12 protein-coding genes are annotated in these 14952 nt (G+C 71.5%); 5 read left to right on the plus strand and 7 right to left on the minus strand.

The features are described from left to right. The first annotated feature begins 44 nt into the window (after positions 1-44). Positions 45-548 carry an OsmC family protein gene (locus tag KY498_RS16140; protein ID WP_191008821.1) on the plus strand — a complete coding sequence of 168 codons (504 nt, stop codon included), beginning with the start codon at positions 45-47 and terminating at the stop codon, positions 546-548. On the opposite strand, the gene KY498_RS16145 is transcribed toward KY498_RS16140, so the two are convergent. Beyond that, positions 517-1350, minus strand: a complete 834-nt coding sequence (locus KY498_RS16145) for a 1-acyl-sn-glycerol-3-phosphate acyltransferase (protein WP_191008820.1) — start codon at positions 1348-1350, stop codon at positions 517-519. The genes KY498_RS16140 and KY498_RS16145 overlap by 32 nt on opposite strands. Before the next feature lie 94 nt (positions 1351-1444). On the opposite strand from KY498_RS16145, the gene KY498_RS16150 reads away from it, so the two are divergent. Together KY498_RS16150 and dxr are read left to right on the plus strand one after the other, a co-directional pair. Further along, a complete protein-coding gene (locus KY498_RS16150; protein ID WP_061782506.1) occupies positions 1445-2401 on the plus strand; it encodes an FKBP-type peptidyl-prolyl cis-trans isomerase in 957 nt (318 codons plus the stop codon). A gap of 29 nt (positions 2402-2430) precedes the next feature. Beyond that, on the plus strand, positions 2431-3513 hold the full coding sequence (gene dxr, locus KY498_RS16155; RefSeq protein WP_060960500.1) for a 1-deoxy-D-xylulose-5-phosphate reductoisomerase: 1083 nt from the start codon (positions 2431-2433) through the stop codon (positions 3511-3513). Between the two features lie 156 nt (positions 3514-3669). Here the strand turns inward: dxr and pflA are convergent, their stop codons facing one another. From pflA to KY498_RS16180, 5 genes are all read right to left on the minus strand, one after another. Next, positions 3670-4596, minus strand: coding sequence for a pyruvate formate-lyase-activating protein (pflA, locus tag KY498_RS16160; protein WP_060960499.1), 927 nt, complete (start codon positions 4594-4596; stop codon positions 3670-3672). 21 nt (positions 4597-4617) lie between these two features. Next, entirely contained in the window at positions 4618-6879 is a 2262-nt protein-coding gene (gene pflB / locus KY498_RS16165; RefSeq protein ID WP_101306617.1) for a formate C-acetyltransferase, read from the minus strand. 194 nt (positions 6880-7073) lie between these two features. Beyond that, complete coding sequence (locus tag KY498_RS16170; RefSeq protein WP_191008819.1) at positions 7074-8723, minus strand: Mur ligase family protein; 1650 nt, start codon at positions 8721-8723, stop codon at positions 7074-7076. 130 nt (positions 8724-8853) lie between these two features. Continuing rightward, positions 8854-9555, minus strand: coding sequence for a DUF1775 domain-containing protein (locus KY498_RS16175; protein ID WP_191008818.1), 702 nt, complete (start codon positions 9553-9555; stop codon positions 8854-8856). 87 nt (positions 9556-9642) lie between these two features. Further along, a complete protein-coding gene (locus KY498_RS16180; protein WP_223848953.1) occupies positions 9643-10233 on the minus strand; it encodes a hypothetical protein in 591 nt (196 codons plus the stop codon). 71 nt (positions 10234-10304) lie between these two features. Between KY498_RS16180 and KY498_RS16185 the strand changes: the two genes are divergently transcribed. Further along, complete coding sequence (locus KY498_RS16185; protein ID WP_191008817.1) at positions 10305-11618, plus strand: RIP metalloprotease; 1314 nt, start codon at positions 10305-10307, stop codon at positions 11616-11618. Between the two features lie 18 nt (positions 11619-11636). On the opposite strand, the gene KY498_RS16190 is transcribed toward KY498_RS16185, so the two are convergent. Continuing rightward, entirely contained in the window at positions 11637-13553 is a 1917-nt protein-coding gene (locus KY498_RS16190; RefSeq protein ID WP_191008816.1) for an anthranilate synthase family protein, read from the minus strand. Between the two features lie 231 nt (positions 13554-13784). On the opposite strand from KY498_RS16190, the gene ispG reads away from it, so the two are divergent. Continuing rightward, positions 13785-14915 carry a flavodoxin-dependent (E)-4-hydroxy-3-methylbut-2-enyl-diphosphate synthase gene (gene ispG / locus KY498_RS16195; RefSeq protein ID WP_060960504.1) on the plus strand — a complete coding sequence of 377 codons (1131 nt, stop codon included), beginning with the start codon at positions 13785-13787 and terminating at the stop codon, positions 14913-14915. Positions 14916-14952: the final 37 nt, after the last annotated feature.

Below are 14952 nucleotides of genomic sequence, written 5' to 3' on the forward strand. Positions count from 1 at the left end.
CTGCGCGCATCGGCCGCGGCGGTCGCGGATGGCAGACTGGCCGCATGAACGGTGAGCATCGCTACGCGCTGCACAGCAGGTGGACCGGCAACCGGGGCACCGGCACGAGCGGATACCGGGACTACGACCGCTCGGTCACGATCTCGGTCGACGGCAAACCCGCCCTCGACGCCTCGAGCGACCGGCCGTTCCGCGGCGACCCGGCGAAGTGGAACCCCGAGGACCTGCTGCTGGCGGCGCTGTCCGAATGCCATTTGCTGTCGTACCTGCACGCGTGCGTCCAGGCCGGCGTCGTCGTCGTGTCCTACGAAGACAGCGCCACCGGCCTGATGACGGAGGACGGCCGCGGCGGGGGGTCGTTCTCCGAGGTGACCCTGCACCCCCGGGTCGAGGTGGCCGCGGCATCCATGGTCGCCGCCGCCGAGGCAGCCCACGCGCAGGCGCGCGAGTGGTGCTTCATCGCGAACTCCGTCAACTTCCCCGTGCGGCACGAGGCCGTGGTCGTCGTCGCGGGTGTCAGCGACGCTCGTGGGGCAGGACCTGCTTGAGCCGCTCGACGGGATTCGACGCGGGAGCCTCGTTGTAGGCACCCGCCAGCTCCTGGCCGGAGAGGGCGTGGATGGCCGCCATGATCTCGTCGGTGGCCTGCCGTCGGGCGCGGCCCGAGTCGGCCGAGCCGTGGTGCGACAGATCGAGCGGCTCGCCGAAGCGCACGGTCACCCGCGGCCGCAGACGCGGGAACTTCGCGCCGACCGGCATGATCTCGTTGGTGCCGACGAGGCCGACGGGGATGACGGGCGCTCCGGTCTGCAGGGCGAGGAAGGCGACGCCCGTGCGGCCCTTGTAGAGGCGTCCGTCCAGCGAGCGGGTGCCCTCCGGGTACAGCGCGGTCGACCAGCCCTCCTCGAGCATGCGGCGCTGCTGATCCAGGGCGTCCAGGGCGGCCTGTCCCGCGCCGCGCTGGACGGGGAACGCGCCGACGGCGTAGAAGAACTGCCGCGAGAACCATCCCTTGATCCCGGTGCCGTCGAAGTAGCTCGACTTCGCGAGGAACCGCACGGGGCGCGGGGCGGCCATCGGGATGACGAAGGAGTCGATGAACGACAGGTGGTTGCTCGCGATGATGACCGCGCCCTTGCGGGGGAAGTTCTTGCGGCCCTCGATGTGCGGCCGGTACACGAGGCGGGCGAGCGGCGCCACGACCCAGCGGCCGATGACGTAGGTCGGGCCGATGCCGGTCACGTCGTGGGGGCCCGTCTCGGGCGGCGCCTGTTCGCCGGCGGCGTCGGGGGCGGGCTCGGCGGATGTCACCAGACGAGGGTACTCCCGATCGCATGCCCGATCACGCATGCCCCGCCAGGGCTCGCCGACGATCTCCCAGCGCGCACAGAACAAAGTGCGAGAGGATGGGCGGGTCCCGTCTCCCATCTGTGAGGTCCTCATCGTGCGCCTGCGCCCGCTCGCCGCTCTGTCCATCGCCGCCGTCTCGGCCGTCCTTCTCGTGGGATGCTCCGGTTCGGGCGGCGACGCCGCCACGCAGAGCCCCAGCGCCGACGCTGCGGCCGACCTCTGCTCGGCCCAGGTCGCCGCCGGCACCGCGGTCGACGCGGTCACCGTCAGCGGAGACGCGGGTACGTCTCCGACCCTGTCCTTCACCGCCCCGCTGCAGATCGACAAGCTCGAGGCGAAGACCATCGACAAGGGCACCGGGACCCCCGTCGCCGCGGGCGACTTCATCTCCTACGCGATGACCGCCTACGACGCCGAGACCGGCGAGAAGATGGGCGACATCGGCTACCAGGCCGGTCAGCTGCTGCCCGCCCAGATCTCCGCGTCGAGCCCGCTCGGCCAGGTGCTCGGCTGCGGCGCGCCGGGCGAGCGCGTCGTCGCGACCTTCCCGGCCAGCGAGCAGGGCGCGGCACAGGTCTACGTCGTCGATCTGCTCTCGGTGGTGCCGAGCGCCGCGTGGGGGGCCTCCCAGGAGCCCGTCGCGGGCATGCCCACCGTCGCGCTGGCCGACAACGGCGCCCCCACGATCACGCTGCCGGGCGGGAACCCGCCGGCCGAGACGCAGATCGCGACGCTCAAGAAGGGCGACGGCGCGACCGTGCAGAGCGGCGACCAGGTGCTGGTGCAGTACACCGGCGTGCGCTGGTCGAACGGCGAGACCTTCGACTCCACCTGGGACAAGGGCGGTGTCCCCACGAGCTTCAGCACGACGGGGGTCGTCGAGGGCTTCCGCAAGGCGCTCGAGGGTCAGACCGTCGGCTCGCAGGTGCTGGTCGTGATGACCCCCGCCGACGGGTACGGCGAGGGCGAGATCAACACGACCGACCTGAAGGGCGAGACGCTCGTGTTCGTCGTCGACATCCTCGGCGCGCAGACCTCGCAGAACCAGTAGCCCCGATCGGTCGCCGGTAGGCTGACGGGATGCGCCGCATCCTGATTCTCGGCTCCACCGGCTCGATCGGCACGCAGGCGCTGGACGTGATCCGCGGACGGCGCGACAGGTTCGAGGTCGTCGGGCTCGCGGCCGGCAGCAGCGCCGACGCGCTCGCCGCGCAGGCGGCGGAGTTCGGTGTGGAGCACACCGCGCTCGGCGCGGTCGAGGCCGAGCAGCTCGTCCGCGACGTGGATGCCGATGTCGTGCTCAACGGCATCACCGGATCCGTCGGGCTGGGTCCCACTCTCGCGGCGCTGGAGTGCGGGCGCACGCTCGCGCTCGCCAACAAGGAGTCCCTCATCGTCGGCGGCGAGCTCGTCACCGCGCGGGCGGCTCCCGGGCAGATCGTCCCGGTCGACTCGGAGCACTCGGCGATCGCGCAGGCGTTGCGCGCCGGCGCGGCGGACGAGGTGCGCCGGCTCGTGCTGACCGCCTCGGGCGGTCCGTTCCGCGGTCGCAGCCGCGCCGACCTCGCCGACGTCACCCCGGCGCAGGCGCTGGCGCATCCCACCTGGGACATGGGCCGCGTCGTGACGACGAACTCCGCGACGCTGGTCAACAAGGGCCTGGAGGTCATCGAGGCGCACCTGCTGTTCGGCATCGACTACGACGCCATCGACGTCGTCGTGCATCCGCAGTCGATCGTCCACTCGATGGTCGAGTTCGTGGACGGATCGACGATCGCGCAGGCGTCTCCGCCCGACATGCGCCTGCCGATCTCGCTCGGCCTGGACTGGCCGCACCGGGTCGGCGGCGTCGGCGTGCCGCTGGACTGGACGCGTGCCGGCTCGTGGACGTTCGAACCGCTCGACGAGGACGCGTTCCCCGCCGTCGCGCTCGCCAAGAGCGTCGGCCGCGCCGGTGCGACGTATCCGGCCGTGTTCAACGCGGCCAACGAGCAGGCCGTCGACGCGTTCCACGAGGGGCGGCTCTCGTTTCCCGGCATCCTCGACACCGTGCGACGGACCGTGGAGGCGCACGAGGCGCCGTCGATGCTGTCGCGCGACGCCCTGACCGAGGCGGAGGCGTGGGCGCGCAGGAGCGCCGACCGGATCATCGCCTCCGCGTGAGGTCGCCGCCCCGGCCGTGCGCCCGGGCGGAGAAGAGGACCGGACCGCCCACAGGGGATGGGGGAGAGCGGTCCGGTCCGGGGCCCGGTCGTCGATGACCCGGCCGCGCGGCCGCGGAGGGGAAGCAGCGGTCCGCGTTCGCGAGACGAGCCGACGTCAGTAGGTCACCAGGCCGTGCGCGCGGAACTGCGCGCGCACCCGTTCCACGAGGGCGACGGAGGGCGGCTCGGTGTCGGCGAGACGGTACTCGCGGCCGAGGGCGTCCCACTTGTCGCGGCCCATCTGGTGGAACGGCAGCACTTCGACGCGCGTCACGGCGCCGGGTCGGATCTCGTTGAGGGATGCCGCGTAGGCCGCGACCGCTTCGATGCCCTCGACGTCGTCCGTCAGGCCCGGCACGAGGACGTACCGGATCCAGATCTCGGGGCCCTCGGGGCGGGTGGCCAGGCGCCGACCGAAGGCGAGGGTCGGTTCGAGATCGCGACCGGTGATCTCCCGGTAGGCCTGCGGGTCGCCGCTCTTCACGTCGAGCAGGACGAGATCGACGTCGTCCAGCATCGCGTCCGACGCCGCCGCGCCGAGGTAGCCGGAGGTGTCGATCGCCGTGTGGATGCCGCGCTCCTTCGCGCCACGGAGGATCCGTGCGGCGAAGGCGGGCTGCATGAGCACCTCTCCGCCGGAGAGGGTGATGCCGCCGCCGGTGGCGCGGAAGACCGCGGTGTACCGGGAGATGCGGGCCAGCAGCTCATCGCTCGTGACGGGCTGGCCGTCCTTCATCGCGAGCGTGTCGGGGTTGTGGCAGTACAGGCACTGCAGCGGGCATCCGCTGAGGAACGTGGTCAGTCTCGTCCCCGGTCCGTCGACCGCCGTGACCAGCTCCCACGAGTGCACGGAGCCGAGGCGGCCCTCGCGCATCGCCGTGAGGCGTTCGTGACGGTCGACGTCGGAGACCTCGAGTCCGTCGACGCCGGCGCCCGTGCGCCGATGGGCGGGCGCCTGGAGGGGGACCTCCAGGCGCACCGCGTCATCGGGGAGGGAGGCCGGTACCGTGTTGCACGGGTGGCGGAGCATCGCCCTGGCCATGGTCCTCAGCTTCTCTCGGGGTCACATCGAGCCGTGGAAGGTCCGCGACAGGACGTCCAACTGCTGCTCACGGGTGAGGCGCACGAAGTTGACGGCGTAGCCGGAGACCCGGATGGTCAGCTGCGGGTAGTTCTCCGGGTGCTCCATGGCGTCCTCGAGCGTCTCGCGGTTCAGCACGTTGACGTTCATGTGGTAGCCGTGCGAGCCGACGTAGGCGTCGAGGAGGCCCGCCAGGTTGCGCACCTGCTCGTCCGTCGTGCGTCCCAGCCCGCTCGGCACGACCGTGTTGGTCAGCGAGATGCCGTCCTGCGCCTGCGCGTACGGGATCTTGGCGACCGACAGTGCCGACGCCAGCATGCCGTGCGTGTCGCGACCGTTCATCGGGTTGGCGCCCGGGGCGAACGGCTCGCCGGCGCGGCGACCGTCGGGCGTGTTGCCCGTCGCCTTGCCGTAGACGACGTTCGAGGTGATCGTGAGCACCGACTGCGTGGGCAGGGCGCCCCGGTACATCGGGTGACGGCGGATCTTCGACATGAAGCTCTCCACGAGGCCGACGGCGATCTGGTCGGCCCGGTCGTCGTCGTTGCCGTAGCTCGGGAAGTCACCCTCGGTGAGGTAGTCGACGACGATGCCGCGCTCGTCGCGGACGGGGGTCACCGTGGCGTACTTGATCGCCGCCAGCGAGTCCGCCGCGACCGAGAGTCCGGCGATGCCGCAGGCCATCGTGCGCAGCACGTCCTTGTCGTGCAGGGCCATCTCGATCCGCTCGTACGCGTACTTGTCGTGCGACCAGTGGATGCAGTTGAGGGCCTCCACGTACGTCTCGGCCAGCCAGTCCATCGTCTTGTCGAAGCGTTCCATGACGTCGTCGAAGTCGAGGGGGCCGTCGCCGACGGGCGCCGCGACCGGCGAGACCTGCTTGCCGGTCACCTCGTCGCGTCCGCCGTTGATCGCGTACAGGAGCGTCTTGGCGAGGTTCACGCGGGCGCCGAAGAACTGCATCTGCTTGCCGACGCGCATGGGGCTCACGCAGCACGCGATGGCCGCGTCATCCCCCCACGCCGGGCGGATGATCTCGTCGGACTCGTACTGCACGGCCGAGGTGTCGATCGACACGCGGGCGCAGTAGTCCTTGAACCCCTGCGGCAGCTCGGGGCTCCAGAACACGGTCATGTTGGGCTCGGGGGCCGGGCCCAGGTTGTAGAGCGTCTGGAGGAAGCGGAAGGAGTTCTTCGTGACGAGCGGGCGCCCGTCCTCGCCCATGCCGCCGATGGTCTCGGTGACCCATGTCGGGTCGCCCGAGAAGAGGCTGTCGTACTCGGGGGTGCGCAGGAAGCGGACGATGCGCAGCTTGATGACGAAGTCGTCGATGATCTCCTGGGCCTCGGACTCGGTGATGAGCCCGGCTTCGAGATCGCGCTCGATGAACACGTCGAGGAACGTCGAGGTGCGCCCGAGCGACATCGCGGCGCCGTTCTGCTCCTTCACGGCGGCGAGGTAGCCGAAGTACAGCCACTGCACGGCCTCGCGCGCCGTCGTCGCCGGACCGGAGATGTCGTAGCCGTACGACGCGGCCATCTGCTTCAGCTCGCCGAGCGCGCGGATCTGCTCCGCGTGCTCCTCGCGCATGCGGACGACCTCCTCGCTGAACGGCGTCGTGTCGAGCCCGAGCTTGTCGACCTGCTTCGCGGCGATGAGCTGGTCCACGCCGTAGAGCGCGACGCGGCGGTAGTCGCCGATGATGCGTCCGCGGCCGTACGCGTCGGGCAGTCCGGTGATCACGTGCGAGCTGCGGGCGGCGCGGACGTTGGGGGAGTACGCGTCGAAGACCGCCTCATTGTGCGTCTTGCGGTACGTCGTGAAGATCTCCTTCAGCGTCTCGTCGACCTCGTACCCGTACGTGTTCAGCGCGCCCTCGACCATGCGCCATCCGCCGTTGGGCATGATGGCGCGCTTGAGCGGCGCGTCGGTCTGCAGGCCGACGATGACCTCGTCGTCCTTCGCGATGTAGCCGGGACCGTGGGCCGTGATGCCGGCGGGCGTGTGCGCGTCGACGTCGTAGATGCCCTTCTCACGCTCGACGGGGAACATCGCCGACAGCGTGTCCCAGACCCGGGTGGTGCGCGCCGTCGCTCCCGTCAGGAACGAGGCGTCCCCGAGGTAGGGCGTGTAATTGCGCTGGATGAAGTCGCGCACGTCGATCGCGTCCTGCCAGGGGCCGGCGGTGAAACCGTTCCAGGCGGCGGGCTGCGTGTCCTGTGCGGAGGGGGTGACGGTGGTCATGATTCGCTTCCTCAGATCCTCGTGGGAGCGGCCCGTCCACCCATCCGTGGTCGGGTCGTGACCCCAGCATACGACCTGTGGTCAGACCACAACGGGACTGTGGAGGAAGTCGACAGGAGAAGCGCGCGAGGCGCCGCCCGCAATGTGGTCAGGCCACAAAGGGGAAGCGCCTCGCGAGAGAGCCCGAGCGGAGCTCAGAACGGCCGCGTGGGGTCCGATGGTGTGATGGAGTCGGCGGGGTAGGGTACCGTCCACGTCGGTGCGGGGGCGGGCCAGCCCGCCGCGTCGAGCGCTCGGCGGGCGAGCTCGCGCGCCGAGTACGGCGTGCGGACGCCGCGGATGTCGCGGTAGTCCTGGTGGCCGGGTCCCGCCCAGAGGATCGCGTCGCCGTCGCCGACCCGGCTCACGGCCTCGACGATCGCGCGCTCGGGCGGGGAGATCTCCAGGATCTCGGCGCGGGACATCGCCGCCCGGGCCCCCGTCAGCAGCGCCGCGCGGATCTGGTCCGGATCCTCGTGACGCGGATGGTGATCGGTGATGATGAGGATGTCGCTGCCCAGCGCCGCCGTGCGGCCCATGTCGAAGCGCTTGGTCGTGTCGCGGTCGCCGTCGGCGCCGAACAGCATCAGCACCCGCCCGGGGGTGACCCTCCGGACCGCGGCCAGCGTCTTGTCGAAGGCGTCCGGGGAGTGCCCGAAGTCGACGTAGACCGCCGGCCCGGCATCCCCGGAGACGCGCTGCGTGCGTCCGGGGACGGCGGCCTCGATGCGGCGACCGTCGAGCGCGGCGTGGATCCGCGACCATTCGTACCCGGCCTCGACGAGCATGACGATCGCGAGCCCCGCGTTGGACGCCATGTGCCGCCCGATCACCGGCACGGTCGTCTCCAGCGCCTGCCCGCCGGGACCCCGCAGCGAGAAGGTCGTGCCGTTCTGGCGTTCCGCGGAGATCTCCACGGTCCAATCGGCGGATGCCGGCACGGCCGCGATCGCGGGTGTCGTGATGGTCGTCGTCGGCACCGTCGCGGCGGCGACCAGCTGCGGCCCGTACTCCGAGTCGAGGCTGACGACCGCCCTCCGGCTGCGCTCCGGGGTGAACAGGGGGAGCTTGGCCTGGAAGTAGGTCTCCATGTCGCCGAAGTCGTCCAGGTGGTCGTGGGTCAGGTTGGTGAAGCCCGCGACGTCGAAGACGATGCCGTCCACGCGGTGGCGGTCGAGGGCCTGAGCGCTGACCTCGTCGGCCACGGCCTCGACGCCGCGCTCGCGCATGAGGGCGAGGAGGGCGTGGAACTCGCTGGCCTCGGGCGTGGTCAGGCGCGACGTGATCACCTCGGGGCCGATGTGGCGCTCGGCGGTGGACGACAGTCCGGCGACCACCCCCATCTGCTCGAGGATCGCTTTCAGCAGGTGCGAGACGCTGGTCTTGCCGTTCGTGCCGGTGACGGCGAGGAGGGTCGGCAGGTCGCGGTCGGTGCCGTAGACCCATGCCGACATGGCACCGAGGGTGCCGCGGGGATCGGGGAAGACGGCCACCGGCAGCGTGGGAGACAGCGCCGCATCGCGGACGAGGCGCGCACCCTCCTCGTCGGTGATGATCGCCGCCGCGTCGAGGGAGGCCGCCGCGCTCGTGAACTCGGCACCGTGCTGATGGGTGCCGGGCAGGGCGACGAACGCCTCACCGGGGCGCAGATCGTTGGTGGACAGCGTGATCCCGCGCAACACGGTGTCGCCGTCTCCGGCGCGCAGCTCTCCGCCGAAGCGATCGACGAGGTCGATCAGTCTCCTCTGCGGCGGCTGATCGGGGCGAAGCGTCGGGGGCAGGGTGCTCTCGATGTCGGGTGTCATGATCCCCCCATGCTCGCGCATGGAGTTATGTGAAAACTATGTGCCCTCTATCGCGGCTCGTTGAGAGCGGCCGGGCAACGGGGTCGAATCCGCCGCCCGGCCGCGGGTGAGAGGTCGCGCCGACCGGGGGTCAGGCGCGGCGTCGGAAGAGGGCCACGGCGAGGGCCGCGAGCGCCGCGACCAGGGCCCCTCCGCTCAGCCAGCGGGCGACGGGATCGGCGTCTGCCGGTGCCGCGGCATCCGTCGACGCGTGCGTGTCGGCGTCGGCGTGCTCCTCGGCCGTCGAGGCGTCATGGCCGTGCTCTCCGCCGTCCGCGGAGACGGCGCCGACCGCGACGACCGGTGCCGGGGCGGCCAGGTCGTCCTCGGTCTGTCCCTCGGCGGCGACCTCCGACCAGTCGGTCGATCCCGTCGCGCAGGTCTGCAGGACGGGGAAGGCGACCGACGTGTTCGCGGCGCTGGAGGAGAAGATCACGTCGAGGGCGACGGATGCCGCGACGCCCGACTCGACGGGGGTCACGGCCGTGAACGTGACGCTCGTGGGGATGCCGTCGGTGTTCAGCTCACGGGAGATCGTCCAGGCGCCGTCCAGCACGGGCTTCACCCCGTCGATGCCCTGCGGCACCGTGATCTTCACGGCGGTGGTCGGGGAGTCCTCGCAGCCGTGGCTGAAGGAGAACGCGAGGCGGGTGGTCGTGCCGGCCGACGATTCGTCGGGGGTCACGTGGACATGCGCGGACGCGGCCAGCGGGGCGGCGAGGACGAGGGCTGCGCCGGCGATGAGGCCGGCGGCGAGGCGGGTGCGACGGCGCGAACGGGTGGTGACGGTCATCAGGGTGCTCTTTCTGTACGTGGTGCGGCGGGATGCCGCGGTGACGGGGCGGCGCGTGCGCCGCGGGTGCCGCGTGTGCGGCGGTGCTCAGCGTGCGAACGCCGGCGGCCCCCGTCGACGAAGAGCGGACAGCAGGAAGAGCGGGAGGGCGATGCGCCGGTCGGTCGGGGCGGCGTGCGCGCGGGGACGCGGTCCGGGCGCCGTCACGGCGGCCCGGGCGAGGAGGCGACGGACGCCGCGCGCGATCATCGCGAGCAGTCGTTCGCCGTAGGCGACGAGCGCGATCGTCACGAGGGCGGCCACCAGGTGGCCGATCAGCATGGCGGCCGTCAGATGCCCGCCGGCGTGGGTCGTCGCGACCCCGATCGCGACGCCCGGCATCACGTGCTCGTGCCCGGCGGGGGTGACCGGTGCGGCGCCGCCGACGACGGCGAACGCCGTGTGCAGGGCGATCTGGGCCGTCGCGATGGCGGCCGCCAGCCGTGGAAGGCTGCGCCGTCGTCCGACCATCGCGACCGCGAGCGGCGCCGCCAGGACGGTCACGGCGACCAGCAGCCACAGCGACGGCGCGGCCCCGCCGCCGAACGTGTGCCCGGTCGAGGCGAGGGTCGTCGCGATCGCCGCCGCCGCCGTCCCGCGCAGGGCCCGCAGCCGGCGGGTCATCGGGCGTTCGGGCACACGTCGAGCCTACCGGGGGCCGGGGCGCGGACTGAGCAAACTCAAAGCGGTGGCGGGTAGCCTGTTCGCTCGTGACCGTCATCGCCTTCATCGTCGGCGTCCTGCTGCTTGTCGTGGGACTCGCCGCATCCATCGCCCTGCACGAGATCGGTCATCTCGTGCCCGCGAAGCGCTTCGGCGTCCGCGTCGGGCAGTACATGGTGGGCTTCGGACCGACGCTGTGGTCGCGTCGCTTCGGCGAGACCGAGTACGGCGTGAAGGCCGTGCCGTTGGGCGGCTACATCTCGATGGCGGGGATGTACCCGCGGTCGCGTGCCCGCGCCGCGGTGGGCGGTGCCGCGGGCAAGGCGGGGGGCGGGTTCTTCGCCACGATGGTGCAGGACGCCCGCGCCGCCAATGACGAGACGATCGCCGGAGACGACAGCACGGGCACGTTCCACGCGCTGCCCGTGTGGAAGCGGGTCGTCATCATGCTGGGCGGCCCCGTCATGAACCTGCTGCTCGCGATGCTGCTGTTCGCCATCGTGTTCAGCGGGATCGGGGTGCAGACGGCCACCACGACGGTCGCCGCCGTCAACGAATGCGTCCTGCCTGCCGGCTCCACCCAGTCCGCCTGCACCGCGGACGACCCGCAGTCGCCGGCCGCGGCGGCGGGCCTTCGCCCCGGCGACGAGCTCGTGTCGGTCGACGGGACCCCCGTCGCCACCTTCGAGGAGGCGTCGGCGATCATCCAGGCCGCCCCGAACCGCACGATCGACGTCGTCGTCCGTCGCGACGGCGTCGAGCAGACCCTGCGCGTGACGCCGATGCTCGCGCAGCGCCAGATCGCGGGTCCGGACGGCACGGCGGTGACCGCGGAGGTCGGCTTCGTCGGGATGACGGCCGCGACCGCCTATGTGCGCCAGCCGCTGTGGGACGGGCCCGCCGCCGCGCTGCAGCAGGCCGGCCAGGTCGCCGGCATCATGTGGCAGCTCCCGGTCCGGGTCTACCAGACGGCGTCCGACCTGGTCACGGGAGCGCCGCGCGATCCCAACGGCCCGCTCTCGGTCGTCGGCGTGGGCCGGCTCGCCGGAGAGGCGGCGGCCATCGACGCGCCCGTCCTCGACCGGGTGGCCACGATCCTCGGTCTGCTCGGATCGCTCAACCTCGCGCTGTTCGTCTTCAACCTCATCCCGTTGCTCCCGTTGGACGGCGGGCACGTCGTCGTCGCGCTCTGGGACGGACTCAAGCGGGCCTGGGCGAAGCTGTGGCGGCGGCCGCCGCCCGCTCCCGTCGACGCGACACGGCTCGTGCCGGTCACCTTCGTCGTCGTCATCGCGCTCATCGTGATGGGTGGCATCCTCATCCTGGCCGACATCGTCAACCCGATGAAGATCTTCGGCTGAGCGCCCTCGCGCCCCGGTTCAGGACAGCGCGTCGGCGATGAGGCTCTCGAGGGTCCGCAGCCCGTCGCGCGACAGGATCGACTCGAGGTGGCCCTGCACCGAGGCGTAGCCCGGCCCGCGGAGCGCGTAGACGTCGCCGGATGCCGGGTCGGCCGCGATCCGCGTCCGGCCGATCTCGTCGGTGCCCGGCTCGACACGCGCCGTGAAGGTGTTGTAGAAGCCGATGGATGCCGGCACCCCGAAGACGTCGACCGTCTTCTGCAGGCCCTGATGCGGCGCGTCCAACGGGGCCAGGGAGATGCCGAGCCGATCGGCGAGGATCTGGTGGCTCAGGCAGACGGCCAGCAGCGGCCGGCCGCTCTCCAGCCGGTCGGCCACGATGGCGCGCATCGTCCGGATCCGTGCGTTGGCGTCGTCACGCGGGTCGCCGGGCCCGGGCCCGGCGACCACCAGGTCGGCGGCCGCGAGGGTCGCGGCATCCGCGTCGTTCCACGGGAGGATCGAGACCGCGAAGCCGAGGTGGCGCAGCTGGTGCGCGAGCATCGTCGTGAAGCGGTCTTCGGCGTCGACGACGACCGCGGTGCGCCCGGAGTACGGTCCCGCGATCTCCCCGGCTTGCGGCTCGAGCCAGAACGACGCGAGGCGTTCGTTGCGCGCGGCCAGCAGTGCGGCGATCTCGGGCACGTCGGCGAGGCGGGGAGGCCGGGCGGCGGGCGCGTCCTCGTCGAGCGCGCTCGCCTCCGCGACGACGTCGCGGGCGACCGCGCCGATGGCGCCCAGCACGCCCGCCGCCTTTCCATGGGTCTCACCGACCTCGCCGTCGGGATCGGAGTGACGCACGAGCGTCGCGCCGACCGGCACGCGCAGCGTGCCGTCGACGAGATACGCCGTGCGGATGAGGATCGGCGCGTCGAGGTCGTGTCCGCCGCCGGGCGTGGGCGTGAACAGTGCGGCGACGCCCGAGTAGTAGCCGCGCGGAGCGCGTTCGTGCCGCTGGATGACGGTGCACGCGTTCTGCATGGGCGATCCGGTGACCGTCGGGGCGAACATCGTCTCGCGCAGGATGTCCCGCGGATCCATCGTGCTCGTCCCGCGCAGCATGTACTCGGTGTGCGTCAACCGCGACATCTCCTTGAGATGCGGACCGGTGATGCGGCCCCCGTCGCTGCAGACGGCGCTCATCATCTTGAGCTCCTCGTCGACCACCATGAAGAGCTCTTCGGTCTCCTTGGTGGACGAGAGGAACTCCGTCAGGGTCTCTGCCGTGGCCCCGCCGGCCGGGTGGCGGAACGTGCCGGAGATCGGGTTCATCGTCACCGTGCTGTGGCCGGGCCCGGTGGGAGCCCCGGCCTGCGCGCTCACGTGCGCCTCCGGGCTCGCCCCGACCGCGAGGTGGCCGGGGGTGGAGACGAGGAAGGTCCAGTAGGCGCCGCGCTCGTGTTCGAGCAGAGCGCGGAACCAGGTCAGGCCGGCGGTGAGGGCATCGGTGTCGACGGATGCCGTGAAGTCGCGCCGGATGACGAAGTTCGCGCCCTCGCCGCGACCGATCTCATCGGCGATGACGGTGCGCACGATCGCGGCGTACTCGTCGTCGGAGATGTCGAACCCGGCGTCGGCCAGCGGCACCGCCGCGGTGGGCAGCGCCGCCAGCACGTCGGCGCGGGGGAGCGTGGTGTGCTCCTCGACGACGAGGCAGCGCAACGGCGCGCCGTCGTCGTGGCACGCGAAGCCGCGCTCGACGACCTGCCGGTAGGGCACCAGCGCCAGCACCTCTCGCGGGGCGCCGGTCGCATCCCTCAGCGGGATGTCGGCGAGCAGGGCGACGTCGACGACATCGCCGACGAGCAGCTCGACGGTGTCGGGATCCCGCGCGATCAGGGCGAAGGGGCGATCCGCGCGCAGCACGGACTCCAGGAGGGCGGGGCTCGGGGTCATCGCCGGGCCTTTCTTCAGGTCGGGCGGGCTGGGTTCGTCCGGGAACGAAAAGACCGCCTCGAGGGCGGTCTGTGGTCGTGGGTCGCGAGCACACCGCCTCAGCGGGTGGGCCACCAGGAGGTGTTCGCGAACATGCGGTCACGATATCAGAACCAACGGTGCGCCTCTTCGCACCGCCCCCGCGCGGCCCGTGCGGCGTAGGCTGGTGCAGTGCCAGCAGTGAACATCGGGATGCCGCGTGTGCCGGACGTCCTCGCCCCGCGCCGCAAGAGCCGTCAGATCAAGGTCGGGAAGGTGCTCGTCGGAGGCGACGCGCCCGTGAGCGTGCAGTCGATGTGCACGACGCCCACGACCAACATCAACGCCACGCTCCAGCAGATCGCGGAGCTCACGGCATCCGGCTGCGAGATCGTGCGCGTCGCCGTCCCGAGCCAGGATGACGCGGATGTGCTGCACATCATCGCGAAGAAGAGTCAGATCCCCGTGATCGCCGACATCCACTTCCAGCCCAAGTACGTCTTCCAGGCCATCGACGCGGGCTGCGGCGCGGTGCGCGTGAACCCGGGCAACATCCGCAAGTTCGACGACCAGGTCGGCGCGATCGCGAAGGCGGCGAAGGATGCCGGTGTGTCGCTGCGCATCGGCGTGAACGCCGGCTCGCTCGACAAGCGGCTGCTGGAGAAGTACGGCAAGGCGACTCCGGAGGCGCTCGTGGAGAGCGCCGTCTGGGAGGCCTCGCTGTTCGAGGAGCACGACTTCCACGACTTCAAGATCTCGGTCAAGCACAACGACCCGATCGTCATGGTGAAGGCCTACCGCATGCTCGCCGAGCGGGGCGACTGGCCCCTGCACCTCGGTGTGACCGAGGCCGGTCCCGCGTTCCAGGGCACGATCAAGAGCGCGACCGCCTTCGGCATCCTGCTCGGCGAGGGCATCGGCGACACGATCCGCGTCTCGCTGTCGGCGCCGCCGGCCGAAGAGGTCAAGGTGGGTCACCAGATCCTGCAGTCGCTGAACCTCCGCGAGCGCAAGCTCGAGATCGTCTCGTGCCCGTCGTGCGGGCGGGCGCAGGTCGACGTCTACACCCTCGCCAACGACGTCACCGAAGGCCTCAAGGACATGACCGTGCCGCTGCGCGTCGCCGTCATGGGCTGCGTCGTCAACGGCCCCGGTGAGGCGCGCGAGGCCGACCTCGGCGTCGCGTCCGGCAACGGCAAGGGACAGATCTTCGTCAAGGGCGAGGTCATCAAGACCGTCCCGGAGGCCGAGATCGTGGCCACCCTGATCGAAGAGGCCAACCGCATCGCCGACGAGATGGGCCCCGACGCCCCGCTCGGAACGGCGCAGGTCGTCACGGCCTGACGGCGGTCCCCCTTCCTCGGCGGCGCACCATATGCCG

This window comes from Microbacterium sp. PAMC21962, from assembly GCF_019443465.1.
Classification (GTDB): domain Bacteria; phylum Actinomycetota; class Actinomycetes; order Actinomycetales; family Microbacteriaceae; genus Microbacterium; species Microbacterium hominis.